We start from the raw sequence: 26,035 nt of genomic DNA, 5'->3' as shown, positions 1-26,035 counted from the left end.
CAGATTAATGATTCTGATCCGAAACGGAGGTTTGCGAGATGGAATATACAGTCAATGCCGATATCAAACTGGCCATGCAGCGTGCACATGAAGAACGCAGCCAGGTGCTGAAATCCTTCTGGGCGCGCCTGTTCCGCCGTGGCAAGCCTTCGCTGGTCAGCACAAGAGTTTCCCGCTGGGCATAGTGCACATGTCCTTACGGGATTGAAAAAGGGCCGGTCCATCAGGACCGGCCCTTGTTGTTTTTACCATTGCGCACTCGGATCAGACGAAGAACTGACCGCCGTTGGCGGAAATGGTCGACCCGTTGATGAAGCCTGCGTCATCAGAGGCCAGGAAGGTCACGCAGCGGGCGATTTCCTCGGGCTCGCCCAGGCGGCCGGTCGGGATCTGTGCGATGATCGAATCACGCACCTTTTCCGGCACGGCCATCACCATTTCAGTGGCGATATAGCCGGGGCAGATCGCGTTGGCGGTGATGCCTGCGCGGGCGCCTTCCTGCGCCAGGGATTTGACGATGCCCAGATCGCCTGCCTTGGTGGCAGCATAGTTTACCTGAGCGAACTGACCTTTCTGACCGTTGATCGAGGAGATCACGATGATACGGCCGAACTTGCGCTCGCGCATGCCGGGCCAGATCGGGTGAATGGTGTTGAAGACGCCGGTCAGGTTGGTGTCGATCACCTGATGCCACTGCTCGGGCGTCATCTTGTGGAAGGGGGCATCGCGGGTGATCCCAGCATTTGCCACCACGACGTCAATGGGACCCAGATCGGCTTCGACCTTTTCGATACCGGCCTTGCTTTCCTCGTAGTCGCCCACGTTCCACTTGTAGGTCTTGATGCCGGTTTCCTCGGTGAATTTGGCCGCGGCTTCGTCATTGCCGGCATAGGTGGCTGCGACGTCATAGCCTTCGGCCTTCAGAGCCTTGGAAATTGCTGCGCCGATGCCGCGGGAGCCGCCTGTGACGAGTGCAGTTCGTGCCATTGAGTTGTCCTCCAGTGATTCATTTACTTGGCAATCTTGCTACATGCAGAGGTTAGTTTGAGCAACAATATTGCGCAACGGATTTTGCTGCGCCGCCGCATAAATTGTCGCACCCCTGACAAACCTTTGAAGCCTAAAAGAAAAGGGCGCCAACATGGCGCCCTTAGATATGTCCGGTTACGAGGCCACGTTACGGGCGCTCCACGCACATGGCGACGCCCATACCGCCACCGATGCAAAGCGTGGCGAGGCCTTTCTTGGCACCGCGCCGCTTCATTTCAAACAGCAGCGTGTTCAGAACCCGGCAGCCCGAGGCGCCGATGGGGTGGCCGATGGCGATGGCGCCACCGTTGACGTTGACGATGCTGGGATCCCAGCCCATTTCCTTGTTCACGGCGCAGGCCTGCGCGGCAAAGGCTTCGTTGGCCTCAACCAGATCCAGATCCGAGGCGCTCCAGCCTGCCTTCTCCAGCGCCTTGCGGGAGGCGTGGATCGGGCCGACGCCCATGATCGAGGGATCGACGCCAGCGGTGGCATAAGAGGCGATGCGGGCCAGCGGCTCGATACCGCGTTTCTCGGCTTCATCGGCGCTCATCAGCAGGGTGGCCGCAGCACCGTCGTTCAGCCCGGAGGCGTTGGCAGCGGTGACCGATCCGTCCTTGGTGAAGGCGGGGCGCAGTTTCTGCATGGCTTCGATGGTGGCGCCGTGACGGATGTATTCGTCGCTGTCCACCACGATGTCGCCCTTGCGGGTTTTCACGGTGAAGGGGGTGATTTCATCAACGAACTTGCCCGCCTTCTGGGCGGCTTCGGCCTTGTTCTGGCTGCCGACGGCGAATTCGTCCTGCTGATCGCGGGAGATCTGCCACTGTTCGGCGACGTTTTCAGCGGTCTGGCCCATGTGGTAGCCGTTGAAGGCATCCCACAGACCGTCACGGATCATGGTGTCGATATACTTCATGTCGCCCATCTTGTGACCGGCGCGCAGATTTGCGGCGTGGGGCGACAGGGTCATGCTTTCCTGGCCACCGGCGCAAACGATGGCGGCATCGCCCAGCTGGATGTGCTGTGCGCCGAGGGCCACGGCGCGCAGACCGGAGCCGCAGACCTGGTTGATGCCCCAGGCGGCGCTTTCGATGGGCAGGCCGGCATTGATATGTGCCTGACGGGCCGGGTTCTGGCCCTGAGCGGCGGTCAGAACCTGACCGAGAATGGTTTCAGAGATCTCGCTTTTGTCGACGCCGGCGCGGGCAACAACGGCCTCCAGAACAGCGGCACCCAGATCATGGGCGGGCGTATTGGCGAACGAGCCGCCAAAACTGCCGACGGCGGTCCGTGCGGCGGATGCGATTACAACATTGGTCATTGATATGGGTCCTCTGCCATCAATTAACTCCGGAGATGTTGCACCCGCGCGGTCGGTGGTGAAATCAAAACCCCGCGATGGCAAACACGTCCTCCCGTACTCCGGGGCAGGCATAGCGTATTGCTGCACCTGCAGCAATCGACAGGGTGTCCCAGCGGCTGACGGGAAGTCAACCGGCATAAGCGCAAAAAACCACCGGTGACGGTGGCTCTTTTTTTGGGGTCATGCGGTCAGATGCACAGAAGACCCTGAAACAAGGAGGCTATTCCCGAACGCTGCAGTGCAGCGGATTAGGCGCGGCTGCGTTCCTTCAGTTCCTCCAGCCAGGGCGGGCTGACCGTCGGGGCGCCGAACAGGAAGCCCTGCATGCAGTCGACGCCGATGGAAACAAGGTATTGCGCATCGGCTTCGGATTCCACCGACTCGGCCACCACCAGCATGTCGAACTGCTTGGCAATGCCGACCAGAGCGCAGGTCACGGCCTGATTGTCCGGATTGCCGCTGATGCCGCGGATGAACTGACCGTCGATCTTGACCGCGTCAAAGAAGAATTCGCGAAAGTGAGCGATGGCCGTGGTACCGGCCCCGAAGTTATCCAGCGCAAAGGCGATGCCGTGTTTCTGCAGCCGCTCCATGAAGTCGATGACCAGCTCTGGCGCGGCCATGGCCGAGGCTTCGGTGATTTCCAGAACCAGACGTTCGCCAATGGTGGAGTCTTTCTTCAGGAAGCGGTTCAGCACGTCCATCCAGCGGCCGTAGCCGATGGAGCGCGCCGACATGTTCACGGACAGGCGGATCTGGGGCGATTTCATCAGCGCCCGCAGCCCGTGCTGCAGCGCCAGACAGTCCAGTGCGCGGCCGATTTCCTTTTCCTCGACCACATGCATGAAGTCACGGGCAGGAATCACCCGGCCGGTGGCATCCAGAACCCGGATGTAACCCTCATAAAAGGCGGTCTGATGCGGGGGCATGGCCTGCATGACCGGCTGGAAGGCCAGCATCGTCTGGTCATGCTTCACCGCCTCGGCAACCATATCCAATGTGGACCGGTCGCGGGATACTACCGCTGCGTTCAATGGGTTTTCTGAGCCTTCTGGCAGGTCCGCTTTTTTCCAGCGACTGTGTTTCACTGTTTTGCCCCCTGGCTATACCTGTGCCTGATCATGTGCATGGAAACTATGCGTTGCTTTGCACTCTCGGACAAAAGGGTGAACCATGGATTAAAGTTAAAACTTTAGGAAAAGTCGCATCTGATGTCGCGGCCCGGTCTGTCAGGTCGGGTCGGCTGGTTGTTCAAATCCCGGCGTGCCGCGGTCCTGCGGGTTGCGGGCCAGGTATTTCGCCTTGATGGTTTCGCTGGTGTCGCGGCTACCATCGTGGCTGTAGCCGGGCGGCGCCAGCGCATAAAGCAGCCGTTGTTTCAGGGTCAGGCCAGGCTGGGTCATGTCGCGGAAGATGCCGACCCATTCGTGAAAGGCAACGCGCAGCGGGTTGAAGGTGCCAATGTTGTGGACAAGGCCGTAATCGACCCGGTCGTTCTCCTGTTCAGGGACGAAGGTGCCGAATATCCGGTCCCAGATGATGAAGACGCCGGCATAATTACAGTCCAGATAGCGCGGGTTGCGGCCATGGTGGGCGCGGTGGTGGCTGGGGGTGTTCATCACCGCCTCGAACCAGCGGGGCATCTTGCCAATCGCTTCGGTGTGAATCCAGAACTGGTAGATCAGGTTGAGGCCACCGACGAACAGCACCAGCGCCGGGTGGAATCCCAGCAGCACCAGCGGCGCGCGGACAACCATCATGAAGGTGAAGGTGCCGGTCCAGGTCTGCCGTAGCGCGGTGGTTAGGTTGTAATGCTGGCTGGAGTGATGGTTCACATGGCTGGCCCAGACCCAGCGCACCCGGTGGCCGAAGCGGTGCACCCAGTAATAGCGCAGATCGTCCAGCACGAAACAGACCAGAACCGCCCAGATCGACGTCCCCATATCAAGCGGCGTGAGCTGCCACAGAACCATGAAGAACGCCCAGGCGATGAAACCCAGCAGGATCCCTGCTGCGACGCTGCCCGCCCCCATGATCAGCGAGGTCAGCGCATCGCGGGTTTCATACCGCCCGCCGCGCCCTTTGATCGCGATCCACAGGAACTCGGCCAGGATCGCCGCGATGAAAAACGGCACCGCATATTGAGTCACATCGGGGTAAGAGATTGGATCGCTCATCGGCGGGGTTCCTTCAGGACGGGATCATCATCTGTTGCCAGTCTGCGCGTTCATGCGGCGCAAGGGAGAGCGAAACGCCCGGCGTGCCAAAATCGTGGAACTCCAGCCTGAGGCCGGTTCCGGTTTCAAAGACATCAAAATCAATAAGATGGCGCGCCACGGTGTCGGCGCCAAAGGCCCAGAGAAGGCCGGTTCCGCCTTCGGTCTGAACCAGCGCGGCGTGGCCGTTTTCGGCGATCAGCACTTGGAGGATCACATCATCGGGGAAATGGCGATGCCACTCGGCGCGGGCGTCCTCTACCGACAGCACCGTCTGCTCCGAGCGGCCCGACAGATGCAGGATCGCGGCGACCGCGCTGACGCCGCCGATAACCATGATCAGCAGGATCTCTAGTGGCATATGCTCCTCCCTGATCCCTACATTGGCGGACCGGGAAGGAGCCTGTCAAAGGTCGCGTAAGGTCAAGCCGTGATCGGGGCGCGGCCGGACCCGTTGCGGGATGCGCAGATCAATGCGTTGCAATCATCTCTTTGATGATCGCCTTGGCGCTGTCGCTGTTCCATTCCGCATCGCCCAGAAGGCGGGCCACCTCTTCGCCTTCGCGGTTGATCAGAACGGTAATGGGCAGGCCGATTACTGCCATGTTGCGGGCCAGCGCCTGTTTCGGATCGGTGTGGCGGGGCAGGCCGGTGATGCCGTTTTCCTCGAAGAACTTGACGATCCCGGCGGGGGAATTGCGCCCGGTGGCGATGGTCAGGACCTCGAAGTCCTCACCGCCGAATTCTTCCTGCAACTCGGCGATTTGCGGCATTTCCTTGCGGCAGGGCGCGCACCAGGTCGCCCAGAAGTTCAGCAGCACGATCTTGCCCTGATAATCGGTCAGCGTGGCGGTGCCGCCATCGTTTTCCAGAAAGAACTCCGCGTCAGAGACGGGGCGCGGCTCGGAATGGACGACCAGCCGTTTCAGACTGTCGGCGCGCAGCGCCTCCAGTGGCGCGACATCTGCGGCGAAGGCGGCATTTGCACCCAAGGCAAGGGCCATATAAAGGGTGAGGTGACGAAACAGACGCATGTTATCTCCGGGGTTCAGCCATGACAGATCAATCCTCAAACCAGATGTGGGGCGGCCGCTTTGCCGCTGGCCCTGACGCGATCATGGAGGCAATTAATGCCTCGATCGGGTTTGACAAGCGTATGGCAGCCCAGGACATCGCAGGCTCAAGAGCCCATGCCGCCATGCTGGCCGCGACAGGCGTCATTACGGATAACGACGCCGAGGCCATTCGGGAAGGGCTACTCACGGTCTTGTCAGAGATCGAAAGCGGCAGCTTCCAGTTCTCTACCGCGCTGGAAGACATCCATATGAACGTCGAAGCGCGCCTGAAAGAGGTGATCGGAGAGCCCGCCGGGCGTCTGCACACCGGCCGGTCGCGCAATGATCAGGTGGCGACCGATTTCAAACTCTGGGTGCGCGATCAGTTCGACGCTGCCGAAAAAGGCCTGCTGGCGCTGATCAAGGCGCTGGTAGATCAGGCCGAGGCAGGCGCCGACTGGGTGATGCCCGGCTTTACCCACCTGCAGACCGCGCAGCCGGTGACCTGGGGCCATCACATGATGGCCTATGTGGAAATGTTCGGCCGCGATCTGTCCCGCGTGCGTGATGCCCGCGCCCGGATGAACGAATCGCCCCTGGGTGCGGCGGCGCTGGCTGGCACCTCCTTCCCCATCGACCGTGACATGACCGCATCGGCGCTGGGCTTTGACCGGCCTGCAGCAAACTCGCTTGATGCCGTGTCGGATCGTGACTTTGCCTTGGAGTTCCTGAGCACCGCATCGATCTGCGCCGTGCACCTCAGCCGTTTTGCCGAAGAGCTGGTGATCTGGTCCTCGGCTCAGTTCCGCTTCGTGACCCTTTCGGATCGCTTCTCCACCGGCTCCTCGATCATGCCGCAGAAGAAGAACCCGGATGCGGCCGAACTGATCCGCGCCAAGGTGGGCCGGATCTTTGGCGCCAACACCGCACTGATGATGGTGATGAAGGGGCTGCCGCTCGCCTATTCCAAGGACATGCAGGAAGACAAGGAACAGGTCTTTGATGCAGCCGACAACTGGATGCTGGCGCTGGCTGCGATGGAAGGCATGGTCAAGGATATGACTGGCAACCGCGAGTCGCTGGCTGCCGCCGCAGGTTCGGGTTTCTCCACCGCCACCGATCTGGCCGACTGGATGGTGCGGGTGCTGAAGGTGCCCTTCCGCGATGCCCACCACGTGACTGGCGCCTTGGTCGCGATGGCCGAGGGCCGTGGTTGCGATCTGCCTGACCTCAGCCTTGAGGACATGCAGGGCGTGCACGAAGGCATCACCGAGGATATCTTCAACGTTCTGGGAGTCGAAAACTCGGTCAACTCGCGCATGTCCTATGGTGGCACCGCGCCCGCGCAGGTGCGCGCGCAGGTGCAACGCTGGAAAGAGATCCTGGCGGGCTAAGCAGGCCTTTGCCGAGATCCTGCGGTGGGGGCGCTTGTGATTGGCCAGCGCCCCGCCCATATTGAATGAATACCCACCCGAGCCGAGGGCTTCTCTCCGATGCGCGTTCTTGTTTTTCTTTTCGTTGCAGCCACAACACTCGCGGCCTGTGGCGTGGATGGAGAACCGGTGCGCCCCACACTCAATGCCGGGGTCGGGGTCTCTACCAGCGGTGTCCATGCCGGGGGCAGTGTGGGTGTGCAGCAGGGACCGTTCAGCCTTCTTCTGGGCTTCTGATGCTCTCGCGTCCTGCGTGCGCCGTCTTCTGGCTGCCGGTCGTGATCGCTTTGGCGGGATGTGAGCCGCCCGCCTCTGAACGCACTGCGGGTCCCGCAAGCGGTAGCTCTGCGTCTCAGACACCCGGGTCGGGTGTGACAGTTTCGGGGTACGCCCGGGTTGGCGTTTCTATCGGGAACTGAACGCCGAAACCTTTGTCCCGGCACGATTTGAACAAATCCCAGCATAGTGATCGCCCAGCGACCGGCTGCCATATTGCGGTCCGATTGCGTCCTGCTGGCAGGAGGTCAGGAAAAACTCGAACGGCCCCCAGACATGACGCGGGGTGCAACGTTTCATCACTGATAGGGCCGCATGGCCCAGCCACAGTGGCAGGTGGGTGATCCGGGCGGGTTTACCGAGGGCGTCAAAGGCCAGTTCTGCGATCTGATCGAGGCTCAGCACTTCGGGGCCGCCGATCTCCACATCCGCCTCCCCGGCTTCGATGGCATCAAGAATGGCACAGGACAGATCGCGGGCATGAATCGGATTGATCCGCACCGATCCGTCACCGATCAGCCAGACCCGGCCCTTTTTCGCCATCGACAGGATCTCTTCCATATCGGCAAAGAACCCGTTGGGGCGGATAACGCACGCCTGCAGCGGGGCGGTTTGCAGCACGCCGACGAACCGCGATTTGGCCGCCACCAGATCAGAGGTGGAGGTGCCCCGGGTCAGCACATGCACATAGGCAAACTGACCGACCCCGGCGTTCACCGCCTCTTTCAGCAGGTTGAGGTTGGCCTGATAATCCACATCCAGATAGGTCACACGGTCGGTCTGCCGGGTCAGCCCCAAGGCCGAGACAACGAGTTCCACCCCATCCATAAGTCCGCTGAGGCTGGCCGGGTCGGTGGCCTCTGCGGTGACGATTTCAACACCTCGGGGAAACCCGGACGTATCCGAGCCGGACCGGACCAGTGCCCGCACGGAGTAGCCCCGGGCCGACAGTTGCGCCACCAGATGGCGCCCCAGATGGCCAGTTGCACCGGCGACAAATGCAATCTTCTGATTTTCACTCATTGACACTAATCCATTTGTGACCAATTGGTCAGATATAGCGCGCTATCTAGGGGCCGCATGACTGACCCGCAAGTCATTTATATGCCGGGACAGGTCAACCCCGCTATGCATTCCGTGCAATCAGGCCCAAAAGGAACGGCAATGCCGAAGATCGTCGACAAGGATAAAATGAGGGCTGAGATCCTCGAGGCGGCGATGATGTGTTTTGCGCGCACGGGCTATCAGGCCACCAAAATGACCGATATTGCCAGGGCCGCGGGCGTGGCCAAGGGCACGCTCTATCTTTATTGCGACGGCAAGGATGACCTCATCCTGAGCTTGATCGGGCAATATTTCGACGGGCTGAGGGGCCAGATCACCCTGCTGCCCGCCCCGCAGACGCTTGAGCTTTATCTGGATGGCCTGCGCCAGACGGTGATCCTGGCGCAGCGTGATATGACATCGCTGATCTTTGAAGTGTTGGGACCGGGGTTCAAGGATCCTCGGGCAGTAGAGATCATTGACGGGTTTTTCGATTGGCTGGCCCGGCACTGGGCAGAACATTTCGCAGATCTTGCCGAAGCGCAGGAAATCCGCGCTGACTGCGATCCGATGGCGCTGGCGCGGGCGGTGATCGCGATGCTGGACGGGGTTTTCCTGCATCTGAGCCTGTTCGATGCGGGGTCCAAGATCGCCACCCTGCGGCGTGAGACCGCCTTTACCATGATCGCATCGGGGCTGCGGGGATAAACGCGCAGTGGAGAGCGCTGTAGCAGGACAAATTCCATTGATCCGGCGGCCTCTTTTGGTCTAATCGCCAAGACATGGATCATTTTCTTTACCGCGATGGCGCGCTCTGCGCCGAGGACGTTCCGGTGGCTGAAATCGCCGCCGCCGTAGGCACGCCGTTCTATGTCTATTCCACCGCGACGCTGCTCAGGCATTTCCGCCTGTTCGACGAGGCGCTGGAAGGCACCGAGCATCTGGTCTGTTTTGCGATGAAGGCGGCCAGCAATCAGGCCATCCTGCAGACGCTGGCGCAGGCGGGCGCGGGCATGGATGTGGTCAGTCAGGGCGAATACCTGCGGGCCAAGGCGGCTGGTGTGCCGGGCGACAAGATCGTCTTTTCCGGCGTTGGCAAAACGGCCGAGGAAATCCGCTGCGCCCTGTCCGGTGGCATCCGCCAGTTCAACGTGGAATCCGAGCCCGAGATGGAGGTGATCAACGCGGTCGCTCTGGAACTGGGCAGCCGGGCGCCGATCACCATCCGCATCAACCCGGATGTCGATGCGAAGACCCACGCCAAGATCGCCACCGGAAAATCCGAGAACAAATTCGGCATCCCGATTTCCCGCGCCAGCGAGGTCTATGCCCATGCCGCCAGCCTGCCGGGGCTGGAGGTGATCGGGATCGACGTGCATATCGGCTCGCAACTGACCGAGCTGGCCCCGTTCGAGGCCGCCTATCAGAAGGTTGCGGAGCTGACCGAGACCCTGCGCGCCGAAGGTCATGACATCCGCCGCCTCGATATGGGGGGTGGGCTTGGCATTCCCTATACCCGCTCGAACGAGGCGCCGCCGCTGCCGGTGGAGTATGGCGCCCTGATCAAGCGTACGCTGGGCCACCTCGGCTGCGAGATCGAGATCGAACCGGGTCGCCTGATCGCGGGCAATGCAGGGCTGATGGTCAGCAAGGTAATTTATGTGAAATCCGGCGAGGGCCGTGATTTCCTGATCATCGATGGGGCCATGAACGATCTGATCCGCCCCGCCATGTACGAGGCGCATCACGATATCGTGCCGGTGATCGAACCGGAGCCGGGCGTCGAAAGCCAGCCTTATGATATCGTCGGGCCGGTCTGCGAATCCGGCGATACCTTTGCCAAGCAGCGCGATATGCCGCCGCTGGCTGCCGGGGATCTGATCGCCTTCCGCAGCGCCGGAGCCTATGGCGCGGTGATGTCGAGCGAATACAACTCGCGCCCCCTGATCCCCGAGGTACTGGTGCATGGGGATCAATTCGCGGTTATTCGCCGACGTCCGACCTTTGACGAAATGATAAACCGCGATACCATTCCGGAATGGCTCTGATCGCGGCTGCGGATTTTTCGCGGTCGCGGCACCCCCGCAACCGCGCCCGCACCCGCGCAGAGAGGCATCGCCGAAATGGCCGCATCCGACGCTGCATTCCCCAAGGCTGACCCGCGTCTGAAACCGCTGCGCTGGCCCCTGCGCCTAACGCGGGCGGGCATGATCGCGGAGCAGCTGCTGCGCGCCCTTTGGCCTGCGGCATCGGTGCTGATGCTGGCGCTGGCGGCGGTGATGCTGGGGCTGCACGATGAATTACCGGTCGAACTGGTCTGGTCTGGTGCCGTGCTCAGCGCGCTAGCGCTGGGGCTGGCGCTCTTCTGGGGCATCAAACGGTTTTCCTGGCCAAGCCATGCGTCGGCGCTGGCGCGGCTGGACGCAACCCTGCCGGGGCGACCAGTCAGCGCGCTTCTGGATAGTCAGGCGATTGGCGCCACAGACCCGGCCTCGGCGGCCCTATGGCAGGCGCATCAGCGGCGCATGGCGACAGCGGCGCGGCAGGCCCGCGCGCCCTCTCCAAATCTGAAAATCGCAGCGGCGGATCCCTTTGCCCTCCGGTATATGGCGCTGCTGGCGCTGGTCGTGGCGCTGGTCTTCGGCTCGTTCTGGCGGGTCAGCAGCCTCAGTGGCATGACACCGGGCGCGGCCTCAGCGATGAACGGGCCGACCTGGGAAGGCTGGATCGCACCGCCGCGTTACACGGGCCTGCCGGTTCTTTACCTCAACGATCAGCCTGCCGGGGAGCTGACCCTGCCCGAGGGCAGCCAGATCACCCTGCGGTTCTATGGTGAGATCGGCGCGTTGACGCTGGATGAAACCGTTTCCGCCCGCACTGGCGAACTACCCCCGGCGACCGATCCGCAGCAGGAATTCGAGGTCCGTCAGGAAGGTCAGCTGGCCATCGCCGGGCAGGGTGGGCGCGATTGGCTGGTCTCGGTGACGCCGGATGCACCGCCTGCAGTTGCGGTGGCGGGCGCGCCGGATCTAGGCCCTGAAGGCGCGCTGAACCTACCCTTCGCGGCGCAGGATGATTACGGCGTCGTCGGCGGAACCGTGCGGATTTCTCTGGACCTTGCGGCCCTGGATCGGCGGCACGGGCTGCAGATCGCCCCGGACCCGCGCGAGGATATCGTACTGGACCTGCCGCTGCCTCTCACCGGCGGGCGCAGCGATTTTACCGAACGCCTGATCGAGGACTTCTCGCAGCATCCCTGGGCCAATTTGCCGGTCACTTATACCTTCACCGCGCAGGACGCGGCGGGGCAGAGCGGCACAGCGGCTCCATTTGGCGCGCCGCTGACAGCGCGGCGCTTTTTTGATCCGCTGGCCGCCTCGGTAGCCGAGCAGCGCCGTGATATCCTTTGGGCGCGTGCCAATGCGCCCCGGGTGGCGCAGATCCTGCGGGCGGTGTCGCATCGCCCCGATGGGATTTTCCGCGATGCGGGCAGCTATCTGCGCCTGCGCGGCATTCTGCGGCGGCTGGAAAGCCATCTGGCCGAGGGTGCGCTCACGGCTCCTGCGCAGGAAGACATCGCGGCGGCGCTGTGGGATCTGGCCATTGCGCTCGAGGAAGGCGATGTGGGCGACGCGCTGGAGCGGATGAAACGCGCTCAGGAGCGGCTGAGCCAGGCCATGCGCGAAGGCGCCAGCGATCAGGAGATCGCCCGCTTGATGCAGGAGCTGCGCGAAGCAACCGATGATTACCTGCGCCAGCTGCAACGGCAGGCCGAACAGAACGGCGAGATGATGGAACCGGGTGAGATGCCCGAGGACATGATGCAGCTCAGCCAGGACGACCTGCAGGCGATGATGGACCGCATTCAGGAACTGATGGAGCAGGGTCGCATGGCCGAGGCAGAGCAGGCCCTGCGCGAATTCCAGCAGATGATGGAAAACATGCGCATGACCCGCGGCCAGCAAGGCCAGCAGGGCGGTGATCAGGGACGGCAGGCCATGGAGGGTCTGGCCGAGACCCTGCGCGAACAGCAGGGCCTCTCCGATCAGGCCTTCCGCGATTTGCAGGAACAATTCAACAGCGACGCGCAGCGCGGTCAAAGCCAGGGCAACGAGGGCCGCAACGGCGGTCAGGGCCGTGGACAGAGCCACGATGGAACCGGCGGTACCGGTGAGGGTGGCGAACAATCCGGCCAGCAGCAGGGTGGCGGCGGCGATCCGGGACAAAGCCAGCCGGGGCAGGGTGGCTCTGGCGCGGATGGCAATCCCAGCGCGGGGGATCTGGCTCAGCGTCAGCAGGCCCTGCGGAACGAGCTGGAACGTCAGCGTGACGGCCTGCCCTTTGGGGGCGAGGAAGGGCGCAATGCCCGCGATGCGCTGGATCGGGCAGGCCGCGCCATGGAGGGTGCCGAAGAGTCGTTGCGGAACGGCGATCTGGCCGAGGCCATCGACCAGCAATCCGATGCGATGGAGGCCCTTCGCGAGGGCATGCGCTCGCTTGGCGAAGCCATGGCACAGCGCCAGCAGCCGGGACAGAACCAGGGACAGCAGGGACAGGCCCAGCCCAATGGCTCGGCCGAGGGGCTGGATCCGCTGGGACGCGCCAGCGGCATGGACAATGGCGACAGAGGTGCGGTTCCGGACCAGGGTTCGGCGCATGGCCGGGCCTGGGATCTGTTGGAGGAAATCCGTCGCCGGTCGCAGGATCGCAGCCGTAGCGAGGAAGAGCGCAACTATCTGCAGCGGCTGTTCGACCGGTTCTGAAGCGGCTAGGGCTGAATTGAGACCCTATGCACGGCATTCTCTAAGGAAATGATGCTCTCAAAGGCAATCGATCAATGCGCCTGCCGGACCGGCAGCGGTGATCAGGGCTGCGGTGTTTGCAGCGCCTTGACCTGCGCATCCAGCCACAGCCGCGCCTGATCGACCCAGGTGACATAGCTGCTGAGGTAAGGATCGGCCTGCGGTACCGCCTCGGCGATCTTGGCGGCGTTGGTGTAGATCATCATCAGGATCAGCGCGAGCAGGATGGTCAGCGCAAAACCGCGTGCAAAGCCGCTTTTGCGTGGCACTAGCGTGTCCTCGGCAGCGGCCTGAACGGCGGCGGCATCCCCGGCGCGCAGGGTCGAGTTGATCTCTTCGATATCCGGCAGCACGCCCCGGCGTTGTCCGCTGGCTTCGGCTGCCAGTTGACGCGGGTCCTGCCCCTTGATCCGGGCCATCCGGTCCTTGGCCTGACGGGCGCGCAGGGCCTGTTCGTTTTCGGGCAGATCATCCAGACCCAGATTGGGCTGGCTCTCCAGCCCCTGTGCAGGCGCAGAGGCCGCGCGCAGGGAGGCTTCGCGCTCCGCTTCCTCGCGCAGGATGTCCGACAGTGCCGGGTCAAGGCCACGCTGCCGCCGAGCGACTGTCTCCTCGTCGTCCATGTCAGGGGCGGGGGCAGGCTCTTCCGGCTCGTCCTCTTCCTCGGCTGGCAGCTCCTCGGAGGTTGTCAGATCCTCTGCCGCCTCGGGTATCTGCTCTTCTTCAACATGGGGAGCGTGTTCTGGGGGAGGTGTTTCCTCGGCTGCGGCCTCTGATGTGATGGCTTCTTCTTTGACGACCTGTTCGGATACCTCTGGTGTGCCCTCAGGCTCTGGGGCTGTGTCCTCGGCCACAGGGGGCTCTGCGCTGGCACCTGCAGCGGGCTGGAACCAGGTGGTGCCGCAGCTGGAGCACTGGACATCGCGTCCTTCTTCCGGGATAACGTCATCCGGCACTTCGTACTGGGCAGCGCAATTCGGGCATGTCAGGCGCATTCTCGGTCTCCTTGGACCCGGAGTCTTCCGGGTGCAATTCAGCGGTATTTTCAAATGACCATAGGGAGTTCGGGGCCATCAAGGAAGGGGCAATTGCGCGGGGCGCCGCGCACGCGGGCGTGACCGGCGGCGCCCGCACGGCTGCGGGCCATTGAAACTGGCGGTGCTCTGGGGCAAAACGAGCAAGCAGCACCAGGGGGACGCCGTGATCGAGCTGGACAACGTAGGCTACAATTATGGCGGCGGAGAGCTGCTGAGCAATCTGTCGATGCAGCTGGCGCCGGGATCCTTCCATTTCCTGACTGGTCCTTCGGGCACCGGCAAGACGACCCTGCTGAAGCTTTGCTATGGCGCGCTGACCCCGACCTCGGGGCGGGTGCGCGTCTTCAACATGGATGTCAAAGGGCTGGACCGCGACCAGATGGCCTTTCTGCGCCGCAGGGTTGGTGTCGTGCATCAGGATTGCCGGTTTCTGGACCACTTGCCGGTAATCGAGAATATCGCCCTGCCGCTGACCGTCTCGGGGCGGGATCTGGGGCAGGAGCAGGCGAACCTGCGCGAATTGCTGAACTGGGTCGGGCTTGCGGAGCGCTCGGATGCGCTGCCGCCGGAACTGTCCGGCGGCGAACGCCAGCGTGCGGCGTTGGCGCGGTCGGTGATCCTGTCGCCGGATGTGATCATCGCGGATGAACCCACCGGCAACGTCGATTGGGAAATGTCGCAGCGGCTGCTGCAATTGCTGGTCGAGCTGAACCGCATGGGCAAGACCATTCTGGTGGCGACCCACGATCTGTCGCTGATCCGGGCGGCCAAGAACCAGGTTCAGGCCCGGGTGCTGAGGATTTACGACAAACAGCTGCATCTTGCGGGAGCGGATCTATGAGCAGGGACGGCTTTGGCGGGCGCCTGCGGGCGCTGATCAGCGGCGATGCACAGGCCGACCGGGTGGTGCCCCCCAGTGGCTTCACGGCGCAGCTGACCCTGTTTGCTGCCGGGGCGATGGCGTTCCTGGCGGTCTTTGCGCTGGCGCTGTCGCTGGCCTCGGGGCGGCTGGCGGACCGTTGGGCGGATGAATTGGCCCGCGCCGCGACCCTGCGCATCAATGCTCCCGCCGAACAGCGTGCCGCCCAGACCGAGGCGGCCCTGACCATTTTGCGGCAGACGCCGGGCGTGGCCTCGGCACGCGCCTTTACCCCCGAGGAACAGGCGGCGCTGTTGGCGCCCTGGTTCGGCGCCTCGGTGCCGATTGATGCGCTACCGGTGCCGCAGCTGATCGAGGTGATCGAGGATGATCCCGGCTATGATGCCACCGGCCTGCGCCTGCGCCTGCAGGCCGAGGTGCCCGGTGCGGTGCTGGACGATCATACCCGCTGGCGGGCGCCGCTGGTGGATGCGGCGCAATCGCTGCGGCGTCTGGCGGTGGTGTCGATCCTGTTGATCGGTGGCGCCATGGGGGCGATGATCTCGCTTGCGGCCAATGCGGCGCTTGCGGCCAATGCCCAGGTGATCGAAGTGCTGCGCCTTGTCGGCGCGCAGGACAGCTATATCGCGCAGGCCTTTATCCGCCGCTTTACCCTGCGGGCCTTCAGCGGCGCGGTTGTGGGGATGGGATTTGGCATGTTGGGTGTCTGGCTGATGCCTGCCGCCTCGGACGAGGGCGGCTTTCTGACCGGGCTTGGCTTTCAGGGCTGGGGCTGGCTGCTGCCGCTGGTCATTCCGGTGCTGGGGGCGCTGGTGGCCTATGTGGCGACGACCCGCGCGGCCAACAAACGTCTGGGAGAATTGACGTGAAGGATGCAATTCAATGGCTGCGCTCGCTGCTGTTCGTGGGCCAGATCTATCTGATGATGCCGGTGATTGGCCTTGCCTTTGCGCCCTGGGCCATCTTCAGCAAGCGCGGTGCGCGCGTCTGCTGCAAGACCTATTCGCGCTGGGTGTTCTGGAGCGCCCGCTGGATGGTCGGTATCCGCTGCGAGGTGCGCGGCACCCCGCCCTCGGGTGAAGCGCTGATCGCGGCCAAGCATCAGTCGTTCCTTGATATCATGATGATCTTCACGGCGCTGCCGACGGCCAAGTTCATCATGAAAAAGGAAATCCTGCGCACCCCTGTGATCGGCCAGTATGCCAAGCTGTTGGACTGTGTGGCGGTGGATCGGGGCAAGCGCGGCGCCGCCATCCAGAAGATGGTTGCCGACGTGCATGCCGGGCGGCAGGAGGCGGGCCAGCTGGTGATCTACTCGCAAGGCACCCGCGTGGCCCCGGGCGTGAAGGCCGAGTATAAGGTCGGCACCGGCGTGCTCTACGAACAGCTGCAGCAAACCTGCGTGCCGGTGGCCACCAACGTTGGTGTGCTATGGCCGCGCAAGGGTATCATGCGCCGCCCCGGCGTTGCAGTGGTGGAGTTCCTGGACCCGATCGAACCGGGGCTGGAGCGGCAGGAATTCATGAAGATATTGGAAGAACGGGTCGAAGAGCGATCCGATGCATTGATGCGCGAAGCGGGGTTTGAACCGGATGGATTACATCGAAACACTTGAAGATCTTGAGGCGCTTTACGGGGAACCGGGAGCGCCTTCTTTACGTAAGGTGGCGCGTCGGATGACGCCGCTCTATCGCAAATGGATCATGGCCTCGCGGCTGTGCGTTCTCTCGACGGTCGGTCCCGAAGGCACCGATGCCAGCCCGCGCGGCGACGATGGCCCCTGCGTGCTGGAGCTGGACCCCGGCACCCTGGCGCTGCCCGATTGGCGCGGCAACAACCGGATCGACTCGCTTCGTAATATCGTGCGCGATCCGCGGGTATCGCTGATGTTCTTCGTGCCCGGTTCAAACAACGTGGTGCGTCTCAATGGTCAGGCACGGATCACCGCGGATGCGGACCTGCGCGCCCGGTTCGAACGGCAGGGTAAACAGCCCGCCACCGTGCTGGTGATCGCCATCGACGAAATCTACAGCCAATGCGCCCGCGCCCTGATGCGGGCGGGCACATGGACCGCAGGCGACGAGAGTGAGGGCCTGCCTAGCTTGGGAGAGATCCTCGCCGAGCAGACGAATGGCGAGGAAGGCGGCAAACCCTATGACGACGCCTGGGGTGCCCGCGCCGCAAAGACCATGTGGTGAGAGGGCAGGAGCCAGCGCGGCCTGCGTATTCTGCACCGGCCTGCTAAATGAAAACGCCCCCGCAGCATGTTGCGGGGGCGTTTGTTTTTGGTCAAAGGGCAGGCTGCCCTTATATGCCTGATGTCAGGCGTGGATAGCACCGTCGCCGCAGGCCAGGGCAGCTTCGCGCACGGCCTCGGAGTAGGTCGGGTGCGCGTGGCAGGTCAGGGCCAGGTCCTCGGCAGAGGCGCCGAATTCCATGGCAACGCAGATCTCGTGAATCAGATCACCGGCGCCGGGGCCGATGATGGCTGCGCCCAGAATGCGGTCGGTTTCCTTGTCCGCGATCAGTTTGACGAAGCCTTCGCCCTGGTGCACGGCCTTGGCGCGGCCATTGCCCATGAAGTTGAACTTGCCGATCTTCAGCTTGCGGCCCTCGGCCTTGAGCGCGTCTTCGGTGGCGCCGACGGTGGCAACCTCGGGGGTGGTGTAGACGACACCGGGGATCACGCCGTAGTTCACGTGGCCATGCTTGCCCGCGATCACCTCGGCGACGGCCATGCCTTCGTCCTCGGCCTTGTGCGCCAGCATCGGACCTTCGATCACGTCGCCGATGGCGTAGATGCCTTTGACGTTGGTGGCCCAGTGGGCATCCGTTGCGATCTGGCCGCGTTCGGTCAGCTTCACCCCCAGCGCATCAAGGCCCAGCCCCTCGGCATAGGGTTTGCGGCCGGTTGCGACCAGCACCACATCGGCGTCCAGCACCTCGGCATCGCCGCCTTTCTTGGGCTGGTAGGTCACCTTGCCCTTGGTCTTGGTGGTCTCGACACCTTGCACGGCGGCGCCCATGATGAAGTTGAGGCCCTGCTTTTCAAGGATCCGCTTGAAGGTGCGCTGCACGTCCTTGTCCATGCCGGGGCAGACCGCGTCCATGTACTCGACGACGGTCACCTCCGAGCCAAGGCGGGCATAGACCGAGCCAAGCTCCAGCCCGATGACGCCCGCACCGATGACGACCATCTTTTTCGGCACCTTCGGAAGCTCCAGCGCGCCGGTGCTGTCCACCACGATGCCCTTGTCGTTGTCGACCTCGACGCCGGGGAGGGAGGAGGGAACCGAGCCTGAGGCGATCACGATGTTCTTGGCCTCGTGCACATCGTCGCCTACCTTGACCTGACCGGCAGCGGGGATCGACGCCCAGCCTTTCAGCCAGTCGATCTTGTTCTTCTTCATCAGGAATTCGACACCGCCGGTGTTCTGGCCGATGACATCGTCCTTGTAGGCCTTCATCTGGTTCCAGTCGACGGAGGGGCTTTTGCCCTTCAGACCCATCTTGGCAAAGTTGTGCTCCGCCTCGTGCAGGGAGTGGGTCGCGTGCAGCAGCGCCTTGGACGGGATACAGCCCACGTTGAGGCAGGTGCCGCCAAGGGTTTCACGCCCTTCGACGATAGCGGTCTTCAGACCCAGCTGGGCGCAGCGGATGGCGCTGACATAGCCGCCGGGGCCGGCGCCGATGATGATCACGTCATAGGAAGCCATGGGAGGTCCTTTCGTTGGAACTAAGGAGAGGGCAGGGGCAATGGTCACGCATCGCCAGCGGCCCGTATTCGGGAATATGAGGAGGAGCGCCGCGCATCAGATCAGCGCCGCGATCAGCATGAGGGTGGTGGCCAGGAAGCCGACCGACCAGACGACCGACCGCCAGGGCGTGAGGCCGAATGCATAGGCGGGCACGTACAGAACCCGGCTCAGCACATAGACCCAGCCGCAGGCGGCAGTGAATTCGGTGGACTGGCCGCCAAGGGTCACCACCACACATGCGATGGTGAAGAGGATCAGCCCTTCGAAGTGATTGTTCAGCGCCCGTTGTAGGCGGCCTGCCGTGCCGGTCAGTTGCACCGGCGTGTCACGCGGCCCCATTGCTACCTTAGGGCCGACCTGCCGGTTGGCGGTGATGGAATAGGCGAAGAACTGCAGAACCTGCAGCAGGGCGGCAAGTGTGAGGGCGGTGAGTTCAGCGGTCATTCCTAGCCTCTTCGTTTGCCCGGCAGTGCCGGGCAGCGCCCGACCCTCCCAACGGGAGGGCGCTTTCGCACCCACCCAGGGTCAGGCGCTGCCCTATGTTCTTTACAGATCCATCAGCAGGCGGCGGGGATCTTCCAGGGCTTCCTTGACGCGCACCAGGAAGGTCACGGCGCCTTTGCCGTCGACGATGCGGTGGTCATAGGACAGCGCCAGATACATCATCGGGCGGATCACCACCTCACCATTGATGGCCATCGGACGGTCCTGGATCTTGTGCATGCCAAGGATACCCGACTGCGGCGGGTTCAGGATCGGCGAGGACATCAAGGAGCCATAGACACCACCGTTGGACAGGGTGAAGGTGCCGCCCTGCATTTCCGCCATCGACAGCTTGCCGTCACGGGCGCGCTTGCCTTTCTCGGCGATTGCCTTTTCGATCTCGGCAAAGGACATGCTGTCCGCATCGCGAATGACCGGAACCACGAGGCCGGTGGGGGTGCCGGCAGCAACGCCCATGTGCACGAAGTTCTTGTAGACGATGTCGGTTCCGTCGATTTCGGCGTTGACCTCGGGAACTTCCTTCAGCGCGTGGCAGCAGGCCTTGGTGAAGAAGGACATGAAGCCGAGACGCACGCCGTGCTTCTTCTCGAACTGGTCCTTGTACTGATTGCGCAGGGCCATCACCTCGGTCATGTCCACCTCGTTATAGGTGGTCAGCATGGCGGCGGTGTTCTGGCTGTCCTTCAGACGCTTGGCGATGGTCTGGCGCAGGCGGGTCATCTTCACCCGCTCTTCGCGTGCGGCATCATCGGCAGCAACCGGCGCGCGCGGTGCGGCCGGGGCAGCAGCAGGCGCGGGGGCCGAGGCTGCGGCGGCGACGGCGCGGGCAACGTCATCCTTCATGATGCGGCCATCGCGGCCGGTGCCTTCGACATTGGCGGCGGAGATCCCGGCTTCGGCCATGGCCTTTTCCGCCGAGGGCGCATTGGCGACGTCCTTGGCCGCGGCGGCAGGTGCCGCAGCTGCAGCGGGCGCAGCAGCCGGGGCCGCCGCCACCGCAGCACCGGAGCCCGAGATCACGCCGAGTTTCGCCGAGGCATCCACGGTGGTGCCTTCGGGCGCGGTGATTTCGGCCAGAACACCAGCGGCGGGCGCGGGCACTTCGACAGAGACCTTGTCGGTTTCCAGCTCACACAGCATTTCATCCTGCGCGACAGTGTCGCCGACCTTCTTGAACCAGGTGGAGACGGTTGCCTCGGTCACGGATTCGCCAAGGGTCGGCACCATCACGTCGGTGGAGGCACCGTCGGCCGCGGCGGTGTCATCCCCGCCTGCGGGGGCCGCTTCGGCCTGGGCTGCGGCCTTGGGCTGCGGCGTCTCGGAGCCGGCGCTGCCTGCTTCGGAGATATTCGCCAGCAGCGCATCAACGCCCACTGTGTCGCCTTCGGCGGCAACGATCTCGGCCAGCACCCCAGCGGCGGGGGCGGGCACTTCGACGGTGACCTTGTCGGTCTCCAGCTCGCAGAGCATTTCATCGGCAGCAACCGCATCACCGGGTTTCTTGAACCAGGTGGCCACGGTTGCCTCGGTCACGGATTCACCCAGGGTGGGTACGCGCACTTCGGTGGTCATATCTCTTTTCCTCAGATGCTCAGCGCTTCATTCACAAGCGCGGCTTGTTGGGCTTTGTGTTGGCTGGCCAGGCCCGTCGCGGGCGAAGCCGATGTGGCGCGGCCGACGTATTGGGGCCGGGTGTGCTTGGAGCCGATGCGGGTCAACACCCATTCGATGTTGGGCTCGATAAAGGTCCAGGCGCCCTGGTTCTTGGGCTCTTCCTGGCACCAGACCACTTCGGCATCCTTGAACCGCTCCAGCTCCTTCACCAAGCTGATCGCCGGGAAGGGGTAATACTGTTCGATCCGCATCAGGTAGATGTCGTCGATGCCGCGGGCGTCGCGCTCTTCCAAAAGGTCGTAATAGACCTTGCCCGAGCACAGCACGACGCGCTTGATCTTGTCGTCGGCAGCCAGTTTGGTTTCCGAATTGCCGTGCTGGGCGTCATCCCACAGCACCCGGTGGAAGCTGGAACCGGTGGTGAATGCCTCGGTCTTGCTGACCGCCAGCTTATGGCGCAGCAGCGACTTCGGTGTCATCAGCACCAGCGGCTTGCGGAAGGTGCGGTGCAACTGACGGCGCAGGATGTGGAAGTAGTTCGCCGGTGTGGTGCAGTTGGCGACGATCCAGTTGTCCTGTCCGCACATCTGCAGGAAGCGTTCCAGACGCGCCGAGGAGTGCTCGGGGCCCTGACCTTCGAAACCATGCGGCAGAAGGCAGACAAGGCCGGACATCCGCAGCCATTTGCTTTCACCGGAGGAGATGAACTGGTCGAACATGATCTGGGCGCCGTTGGCGAAATCGCCGAACTGGGCTTCCCACAGGGTCAGCGCGTTGGGCTCGGCCAGCGAATAGCCGTACTCAAAGCCCAGAACCGCGTATTCCGACAGGGCGGAATCGATCACCTCGTATTGCGACTGGCCCGCCCGGATGTTGTTGACCGGGTAGTAGCGTTCTTCGGTGTCCTGGTTCACGATGCCGGAATGGCGCTGCGAGAAGGTGCCACGGGTGGAGTCCTGCCCGGCCAGACGTACCGGGTAGCCTTCGGTCAGGAGCGAGCCAAAGGCCAGTGCCTCGCCGGTGGCCCAGTCGATGCCAGCACCGTTTTCGAACATCTTGGCGCGTGCATCGAGGAAGCGACCGATGGTCTTGTGCACCGGGAAACCGTCGGGCAGGCGGGTCAGGGCACCGGCAACCTCGTTGAAGGTCTCTTCGCTGATCGAGGTCTGACCGCGCTGATAGTCGTCCTTCTGCTTGTCCAGATGCGACCAGCGGCCATCCAGCCAGTCGGCCTTGTTGGGCTTGAAGTCCTTACCGGCTTCGAATTCCTCGTTCAGCTTGGCTTGGAAGGCGGCCTTCATGTCCTCGATTTCGCCCTCGGGGATCAGACCGTCCTTGACCAGACGCTCGGTATAGAGGCTGAGCGTGGTCTTATGGCTCTTGATGTTCTTGTACATCAGCGGGTTGGTGAACATGGGCTCGTCGCCCTCGTTGTGACCGAACCGGCGGTAGCAGAACATGTCGATGACCACGTCTTTGCCGAACTTCTGACGGAACTCGGTCGCGACCTTGGCGGCGTGCACCACGGCTTCGGGATCGTCGCCGTTGACATGGAAGATCGGCGCCTCGACCACCAGCGCGTTGTCGGTGGGGTAGGGCGAGGAGCGCGAGAAATGCGGCGCGGTGGTGAAACCGATCTGGTTGTTCACCACGATATGGATGGTGCCGCCGGTCTTGTGTCCGCGCAGGCCCGACAGGGCAAAACATTCCGCCACAACGCCTTGACCGGCAAAGGCCGCATCGCCGTGCAGCAGGATCGGCAGAACCTTGGTGCGGGTGGCGTCACTCTTCTGGTCCTGCTTCGCGCGGACCTTGCCCAGAACCACCGGATTCACCGCCTCAAGGTGCGAGGGGTTGGCGGTCAGGGACAGGTGAACGGTGTTGTTGTCGAACTCGCGGTCCGAGGAGGCGCCGAGGTGATATTTCACGTCGCCCGAGCCATCCACGTCTTCGGGCTTGAAGCTGCCGCCCTGGAATTCGTTGAAGATGGCGCGATAGGGTTTCTGCATCACGTTGGCCAGAACCGACAGGCGGCCACGGTGCGGCATGCCGATGACGATTTCCTCGATGCCAAGGTTACCGCCACGCTTGATGATCTGCTCCATCGCCGGGATCAGGCTCTCGCCGCCATCCAGGCCAAAGCGCTTGGTGCCCATGTATTTGACGTGCAGGAACTTCTCGAAACCTTCGGCCTCGACCATCTTGTTGAGGATCGCCTTGCGGCCCTCGCGGGTGAACTGGATTTCCTTGCCGAAACCTTCGATCCGCTCTTTCAGCCAGGAGGACTGCTCGGGATCGGAGATATGCATGTATTGCAGCGCAAAGGTGCCGCAATAGGTGCGCTTCACGATGTCGATGATCTGCCGCATCGAGGCGACCTGAAGCCCCAGCACGTTGTCGATGAAGATTGGCCGGTCCATGTCCGCATCGGTGAAGCCATAGGTCTTGGGGTCCAGCTCCGGGTGCGGGGTCTGGCCGCGCATGCCCAGCGGGTCCAGATCGGCGGCCAGGTGGCCCCGGATCCGGTAGGCGCGGATCAGCATCAGGGCGCGGATCGAATCCAGCACCGCGCGTTGGATCTGTTCGTCCGAGACCTCAACCCCGGCCTTTGCGGCCTTCTCTGCGATCTTCTTGCCTGCGGCCTTGGCCTCCACCGGAGCGGGCCATTCGCCGGTCAGCGCACCGGTCAGATCGTCATTGGGCGCGGGCGGCCAGTCGCTGCGGGCCCAGGACGGGCCTGCGGCCTCGGCTTTCACGTCAAGCTCGGCATCGCCCATCTGGCGGAAGAACTCGGCCCAGGCGGCATCTACCGCACTCGGGTCATTGGCATACTGGGCATAAAGCTGCTCCAGATATTCCGCATTGTGTCCTTGCATGAACGAGGACGCATGGAAAATGTCATTTGGGCTTTGGTCGGTCATCTATAACTCCCGAAGAGTCGGTATGCGGTTGTGGGGTCAGATCAGGGTTCGCACTGGAACGTGACTTGTTCCTTGGTCGGGTCAAGCGCCGGTTCCGGGCCGGAGGTAATTGTTATGGAACTGGCGCCTTTGCAGATTTCGTTTGCGAGGCGGGCTTTGATGTCCTCGATGGGGGTGCCGGGTTCGAAATTCAGAACACCCTGCATCGGGGCGGTGATGGCCGCAGCGGAGGTTGCGGTCAGCACGGAAAGACACAGCGCGCCTGCAGTGGTGTGCAGCCGCGTGCGGAATGAGGACGCAGGGAAGACATCATCTGGGTTGTGTTCAGTCATTTGGGCGCCTCTTGCAGGGTGGAACCGTGTGCGACTTGGCCTGTGGTCATTCGGAGCAGACTGGCCGACCCGGGTTTCCGAAAGGTGAAGCCGCAACGGGACGCTGCTGCAAAAGATGCCGGGATGGCCTCTTCAGCAACAGGGTCCGGGTGAATGTGATTTGTCAAAACTGAAGACACCGCCCGGCAGCAACGCCGGGCAGCGCCCAACCCACTCCATGGGAGGGCGCTTTCGCACCCCCCCAGGGTCGGGCGCTGCCCGTGGCTGATATGGTCAGCCGCAGACACGTCAGCCCAGCTCGATCGCTTTCAGCACCGCTTCGCCCAGGCCCGCGGGGCTGTCGGCGACCACGATACCGGCCGATTTCATGGCTTCGATCTTGTCTTCGGCGCCGCCCTTGCCGCCGGCGACAATCGCGCCCGCGTGGCCCATGCGGCGGCCCGGAGGGGCGGTACGGCCGGCGATGAAGCCAGCAACCGGCTTCCAGCGGCCTTTCTTCTTCTGCTCGGCGAGGAAGGCTGCGGCTTCCTCTTCGGCGGAGCCGCCGATTTCACCGATCATGATGATCGACTGGGTTTCGTCGTCATCGAGGAACATGTCCAGCACGTCGATGTGTTCGGTGCCCTTGATGGGGTCACCGCCGATGCCAACCGCAGAGGACTGGCCGAGGCCGATATCAGACGTCTGTTTCACGGCTTCGTAAGTTAGGGTGCCGGAACGGCTCACAACACCCACGCTCCCGCGTTTGTGAATGTGACCGGGCATGATGCCGATCTTGCAGGCGTCGGGCGTGATGACACCGGGGCAGTTCGGGCCGATGAGGCGCGATTTGGAGCCCTCCAGCGCGCGCTGCACCTTCATCATGTCCAGAACCGGGATGCCTTCGGTGATGCAGACGATCAGCTCCATCTCGGCGTCGATGGCTTCGAGGATGGAATCCGCCGCGAAGGGGGGCGGCACGTAGATGACGGATGCATTGGCTTCGGTCACGTGCTTGGCCTCGTGGACCGAGTTGAAGACCGGCAGGTCAAGGTGGGTCTGACCACCTTTGCCGGGGGTCACGCCGCCGACCATCTTGGTGCCATAGGCGATGGCCTGTTCAGAGTGGAAGGTGCCCTGCGAGCCGGTGAAGCCCTGACAGATGACCTTGGTGTTTTCGTCGATGAGGACTGCCATTTTTAGGAGTCTCCTATTGGAATATGTTGCGCGCTTTTTTGAGAAAAAACGCAGGCTTATTGACGAAGAATTGCGACACTCGAAGAGGCGCCATACGAAGACTCCGTCACGGTTCCGGTCAATTTTACTTTTTTGCTGCCAGCCGCCCATGTGTCTGAGCTGGATTTAGAATAACCCAACTCCATCAATGCTGCTGTCGCCCCCTGGAAGAACTCCCTCCCAGAGATGCTGTTAAATCTGAAGACGCAAGGCGAGGTGTGCTTCATCACGATAGGCGAGTAGATGAACGAAGGAGCTTTCATTTTCAGCCCTGGGCCCATCATTGTGTCGCCGTCAGTGTAGCCCAGCTTTAGAAGTTCGCTTTTGACGGCGCTATTTGTGCCCTCGTACTGTGCGCAAACTTTGGCTGCTTTGCGGCCTTGGGATCGATAAAACGACGCAGTTTCGTACACATTTTCAGGGTTGCTGTCAGAAACCTGGACAGATCCGTCAGCTGATTTAACGAAGCTTGCCTCGTTGGACATGCATGCGCCCAATGAAGCAACCAACCCCGAAAGTGCGATCACCTTGAACATGGTGTGCGGCTTCATGG

The 26,035-nt window shown here is 62.8% G+C and carries 25 protein-coding genes; 10 read left to right on the top strand and 15 right to left on the bottom strand.

What is annotated here, in order from left to right:
• Nucleotides 1-38 precede the first annotated feature (38 nt).
• Nucleotides 39-185, top strand: a complete 147-nt coding sequence (locus SM763_RS17385; RefSeq protein WP_368999310.1) for a hypothetical protein — start codon at nt 39-41, stop codon at nt 183-185.
• A 79-nt stretch (nt 186-264) separates the two neighbouring features.
• Here SM763_RS17385 and phbB read toward each other — a convergent pair whose 3' ends face one another.
• The 6 genes from phbB to SM763_RS17355 all read right to left on the bottom strand — a co-directional run bounded on the left by phbB (nt 265) and on the right by SM763_RS17355 (nt 5,645).
• Nucleotides 265-987, bottom strand: a complete 723-nt coding sequence (gene phbB, locus SM763_RS17380; protein WP_274827588.1) for an acetoacetyl-CoA reductase — start codon at nt 985-987, stop codon at nt 265-267.
• 190 nt (nt 988-1,177) lie between these two features.
• On the bottom strand, nt 1,178-2,353 hold the full coding sequence (locus SM763_RS17375; protein WP_065272489.1) for an acetyl-CoA C-acetyltransferase: 1,176 nt from the start codon (nt 2,351-2,353) through the stop codon (nt 1,178-1,180).
• Between the two features lie 290 nt (nt 2,354-2,643).
• Nucleotides 2,644-3,483, bottom strand: a complete 840-nt coding sequence (locus tag SM763_RS17370; protein WP_065272490.1) for an EAL domain-containing protein — start codon at nt 3,481-3,483, stop codon at nt 2,644-2,646.
• A gap of 141 nt (nt 3,484-3,624) precedes the next feature.
• Nucleotides 3,625-4,572, bottom strand: coding sequence for a sterol desaturase family protein (locus SM763_RS17365; protein ID WP_368999308.1), 948 nt, complete (start codon nt 4,570-4,572; stop codon nt 3,625-3,627).
• Between the two features lie 13 nt (nt 4,573-4,585).
• Nucleotides 4,586-4,972 carry a hypothetical protein gene (locus SM763_RS17360; protein WP_368999307.1) on the bottom strand — a complete coding sequence of 129 codons (387 nt, stop codon included), beginning with the start codon at nt 4,970-4,972 and terminating at the stop codon, nt 4,586-4,588.
• A gap of 109 nt (nt 4,973-5,081) precedes the next feature.
• A complete protein-coding gene (locus SM763_RS17355) occupies nt 5,082-5,645 on the bottom strand; it encodes a TlpA disulfide reductase family protein (RefSeq protein WP_368999306.1) in 564 nt (187 codons plus the stop codon).
• Nucleotides 5,646-5,665: 20 nt separating this feature from the next.
• On the opposite strand from SM763_RS17355, the gene argH reads away from it, so the two are divergent.
• Both argH and SM763_RS17345 read left to right on the top strand, forming a co-directional pair.
• Complete coding sequence (argH, locus tag SM763_RS17350) at nt 5,666-7,060, top strand: argininosuccinate lyase (RefSeq protein ID WP_368999305.1); 1,395 nt, start codon at nt 5,666-5,668, stop codon at nt 7,058-7,060.
• 99 nt (nt 7,061-7,159) lie between these two features.
• Nucleotides 7,160-7,336 carry a hypothetical protein gene (locus tag SM763_RS17345; RefSeq protein ID WP_165832669.1) on the top strand — a complete coding sequence of 59 codons (177 nt, stop codon included), beginning with the start codon at nt 7,160-7,162 and terminating at the stop codon, nt 7,334-7,336.
• A gap of 168 nt (nt 7,337-7,504) precedes the next feature.
• Here the strand turns inward: SM763_RS17345 and SM763_RS17340 are convergent, their stop codons facing one another.
• Nucleotides 7,505-8,398 (bottom strand): SDR family oxidoreductase, encoded by an 894-nt coding sequence (locus SM763_RS17340; protein ID WP_368999304.1) that lies wholly within the window; start codon nt 8,396-8,398, stop codon nt 7,505-7,507.
• A 141-nt stretch (nt 8,399-8,539) separates the two neighbouring features.
• Here SM763_RS17340 and SM763_RS17335 point away from each other — a divergent pair, with 141 nt between their 5' ends.
• The 3 genes from SM763_RS17335 to SM763_RS17325 all read left to right on the top strand — a co-directional run bounded on the left by SM763_RS17335 (nt 8,540) and on the right by SM763_RS17325 (nt 13,182).
• Nucleotides 8,540-9,127 carry a TetR/AcrR family transcriptional regulator gene (locus SM763_RS17335; RefSeq protein ID WP_065272495.1) on the top strand — a complete coding sequence of 196 codons (588 nt, stop codon included), beginning with the start codon at nt 8,540-8,542 and terminating at the stop codon, nt 9,125-9,127.
• Between the two features lie 74 nt (nt 9,128-9,201).
• Nucleotides 9,202-10,467 (top strand): diaminopimelate decarboxylase, encoded by a 1,266-nt coding sequence (gene lysA, locus SM763_RS17330; protein ID WP_368999303.1) that lies wholly within the window; start codon nt 9,202-9,204, stop codon nt 10,465-10,467.
• A gap of 75 nt (nt 10,468-10,542) precedes the next feature.
• Nucleotides 10,543-13,182: a TIGR02302 family protein gene (locus tag SM763_RS17325; protein WP_368999302.1), complete on the top strand. Its 2,640-nt coding sequence runs from the start codon at nt 10,543-10,545 to the stop codon at nt 13,180-13,182.
• Between the two features lie 101 nt (nt 13,183-13,283).
• On the opposite strand, the gene SM763_RS17320 is transcribed toward SM763_RS17325, so the two are convergent.
• Nucleotides 13,284-14,216 (bottom strand): zinc-ribbon domain-containing protein, encoded by a 933-nt coding sequence (locus tag SM763_RS17320; RefSeq protein WP_368999301.1) that lies wholly within the window; start codon nt 14,214-14,216, stop codon nt 13,284-13,286.
• A 205-nt stretch (nt 14,217-14,421) separates the two neighbouring features.
• On the opposite strand from SM763_RS17320, the gene SM763_RS17315 reads away from it, so the two are divergent.
• From SM763_RS17315 to SM763_RS17300, 4 genes are read left to right on the top strand one after another with little or no spacing between them, the layout of a single operon-like run.
• Complete coding sequence (locus SM763_RS17315; protein WP_065273706.1) at nt 14,422-15,099, top strand: cell division ATP-binding protein FtsE; 678 nt, start codon at nt 14,422-14,424, stop codon at nt 15,097-15,099.
• A complete protein-coding gene (locus SM763_RS17310; RefSeq protein WP_274831423.1) occupies nt 15,096-16,007 on the top strand; it encodes a cell division protein FtsX in 912 nt (303 codons plus the stop codon). Before SM763_RS17315 ends, SM763_RS17310 begins: the two co-directional genes overlap by 4 nt.
• Nucleotides 16,004-16,753 carry a lysophospholipid acyltransferase family protein gene (locus SM763_RS17305; RefSeq protein ID WP_065272500.1) on the top strand — a complete coding sequence of 250 codons (750 nt, stop codon included), beginning with the start codon at nt 16,004-16,006 and terminating at the stop codon, nt 16,751-16,753. The genes SM763_RS17310 and SM763_RS17305 overlap by 4 nt, the downstream gene beginning before the upstream one ends.
• Entirely contained in the window at nt 16,731-17,336 is a 606-nt protein-coding gene (locus SM763_RS17300; protein WP_368999300.1) for a pyridoxamine 5'-phosphate oxidase family protein, read from the top strand. Before SM763_RS17305 ends, SM763_RS17300 begins: the two co-directional genes overlap by 23 nt.
• Before the next feature lie 123 nt (nt 17,337-17,459).
• Here the strand turns inward: SM763_RS17300 and lpdA are convergent, their stop codons facing one another.
• The 7 genes from lpdA to SM763_RS17265 form a co-directional block, all read right to left on the bottom strand.
• Nucleotides 17,460-18,854: a dihydrolipoyl dehydrogenase gene (gene lpdA, locus SM763_RS17295; RefSeq protein ID WP_368999299.1), complete on the bottom strand. Its 1,395-nt coding sequence runs from the start codon at nt 18,852-18,854 to the stop codon at nt 17,460-17,462.
• A 96-nt stretch (nt 18,855-18,950) separates the two neighbouring features.
• Nucleotides 18,951-19,340, bottom strand: a complete 390-nt coding sequence (locus SM763_RS17290; RefSeq protein WP_274831420.1) for an MAPEG family protein — start codon at nt 19,338-19,340, stop codon at nt 18,951-18,953.
• A gap of 102 nt (nt 19,341-19,442) precedes the next feature.
• Nucleotides 19,443-20,972: a 2-oxoglutarate dehydrogenase complex dihydrolipoyllysine-residue succinyltransferase gene (odhB, locus tag SM763_RS17285; RefSeq protein WP_065272506.1), complete on the bottom strand. Its 1,530-nt coding sequence runs from the start codon at nt 20,970-20,972 to the stop codon at nt 19,443-19,445.
• A gap of 11 nt (nt 20,973-20,983) precedes the next feature.
• Nucleotides 20,984-23,935 carry a 2-oxoglutarate dehydrogenase E1 component gene (locus tag SM763_RS17280; RefSeq protein ID WP_368999298.1) on the bottom strand — a complete coding sequence of 984 codons (2,952 nt, stop codon included), beginning with the start codon at nt 23,933-23,935 and terminating at the stop codon, nt 20,984-20,986.
• Nucleotides 23,936-23,976: 41 nt separating this feature from the next.
• Nucleotides 23,977-24,267 (bottom strand): hypothetical protein, encoded by a 291-nt coding sequence (locus tag SM763_RS17275; RefSeq protein ID WP_065272508.1) that lies wholly within the window; start codon nt 24,265-24,267, stop codon nt 23,977-23,979.
• Nucleotides 24,268-24,555: 288 nt separating this feature from the next.
• Nucleotides 24,556-25,443 (bottom strand): succinate--CoA ligase subunit alpha, encoded by an 888-nt coding sequence (gene sucD, locus SM763_RS17270; protein ID WP_065272509.1) that lies wholly within the window; start codon nt 25,441-25,443, stop codon nt 24,556-24,558.
• 56 nt (nt 25,444-25,499) lie between these two features.
• Complete coding sequence (locus SM763_RS17265; RefSeq protein WP_368999297.1) at nt 25,500-26,033, bottom strand: hypothetical protein; 534 nt, start codon at nt 26,031-26,033, stop codon at nt 25,500-25,502.
• Nucleotides 26,034-26,035: the final 2 nt, after the last annotated feature.

The organism is Pseudophaeobacter sp. C1-32P7 (genome assembly GCF_041008775.1).
GTDB lineage: Bacteria > Pseudomonadota > Alphaproteobacteria > Rhodobacterales > Rhodobacteraceae > Phycobacter > Phycobacter gallaeciensis_A.
This window is presented reverse-complemented; position numbering and strand designations above follow the sequence as displayed.

Excerpts from the sequence above, each read along its gene's own strand:
- SM763_RS17335 (WP_065272495.1), top strand. The coding sequence starts at position 8,540 with ATGCCGAAGATCGTCGACAAGGATAAAATGAGGGCTGAGATCCTCGAG.
- SM763_RS17290 (WP_274831420.1), bottom strand. The coding sequence starts at position 19,340 with ATGACCGCTGAACTCACCGCCCTCACACTTGCCGCCCTGCTGCAGGTT.
- lysA (WP_368999303.1), top strand. The coding sequence starts at position 9,202 with ATGGATCATTTTCTTTACCGCGATGGCGCGCTCTGCGCCGAGGACGTT.
- SM763_RS17300 (WP_368999300.1), top strand. The coding sequence starts at position 16,731 with ATGGATTACATCGAAACACTTGAAGATCTTGAGGCGCTTTACGGGGAA.
- SM763_RS17325 (WP_368999302.1), top strand. The coding sequence starts at position 10,543 with ATGGCCGCATCCGACGCTGCATTCCCCAAGGCTGACCCGCGTCTGAAA.
- SM763_RS17360 (WP_368999307.1), bottom strand. The coding sequence starts at position 4,972 with ATGCCACTAGAGATCCTGCTGATCATGGTTATCGGCGGCGTCAGCGCG.
- sucD (WP_065272509.1), bottom strand. The coding sequence starts at position 25,443 with ATGGCAGTCCTCATCGACGAAAACACCAAGGTCATCTGTCAGGGCTTC.
- SM763_RS17280 (WP_368999298.1), bottom strand. The coding sequence starts at position 23,935 with ATGACCGACCAAAGCCCAAATGACATTTTCCATGCGTCCTCGTTCATG.
- SM763_RS17320 (WP_368999301.1), bottom strand. The coding sequence starts at position 14,216 with ATGCGCCTGACATGCCCGAATTGCGCTGCCCAGTACGAAGTGCCGGAT.
- SM763_RS17365 (WP_368999308.1), bottom strand. The coding sequence starts at position 4,572 with ATGAGCGATCCAATCTCTTACCCCGATGTGACTCAATATGCGGTGCCG.
- SM763_RS17265 (WP_368999297.1), bottom strand. The coding sequence starts at position 26,033 with ATGAAGCCGCACACCATGTTCAAGGTGATCGCACTTTCGGGGTTGGTT.
- odhB (WP_065272506.1), bottom strand. The coding sequence starts at position 20,972 with ATGACCACCGAAGTGCGCGTACCCACCCTGGGTGAATCCGTGACCGAG.
- SM763_RS17355 (WP_368999306.1), bottom strand. The coding sequence starts at position 5,645 with ATGCGTCTGTTTCGTCACCTCACCCTTTATATGGCCCTTGCCTTGGGT.
- SM763_RS17375 (WP_065272489.1), bottom strand. The coding sequence starts at position 2,353 with ATGACCAATGTTGTAATCGCATCCGCCGCACGGACCGCCGTCGGCAGT.
- argH (WP_368999305.1), top strand. The coding sequence starts at position 5,666 with ATGACAGATCAATCCTCAAACCAGATGTGGGGCGGCCGCTTTGCCGCT.
- SM763_RS17275 (WP_065272508.1), bottom strand. The coding sequence starts at position 24,267 with ATGACTGAACACAACCCAGATGATGTCTTCCCTGCGTCCTCATTCCGC.
- lpdA (WP_368999299.1), bottom strand. The coding sequence starts at position 18,854 with ATGGCTTCCTATGACGTGATCATCATCGGCGCCGGCCCCGGCGGCTAT.
- phbB (WP_274827588.1), bottom strand. The coding sequence starts at position 987 with ATGGCACGAACTGCACTCGTCACAGGCGGCTCCCGCGGCATCGGCGCA.
- SM763_RS17385 (WP_368999310.1), top strand. The coding sequence starts at position 39 with ATGGAATATACAGTCAATGCCGATATCAAACTGGCCATGCAGCGTGCA.
- SM763_RS17310 (WP_274831423.1), top strand. The coding sequence starts at position 15,096 with ATGAGCAGGGACGGCTTTGGCGGGCGCCTGCGGGCGCTGATCAGCGGC.
- SM763_RS17345 (WP_165832669.1), top strand. The coding sequence starts at position 7,160 with ATGCGCGTTCTTGTTTTTCTTTTCGTTGCAGCCACAACACTCGCGGCC.
- SM763_RS17340 (WP_368999304.1), bottom strand. The coding sequence starts at position 8,398 with ATGAGTGAAAATCAGAAGATTGCATTTGTCGCCGGTGCAACTGGCCAT.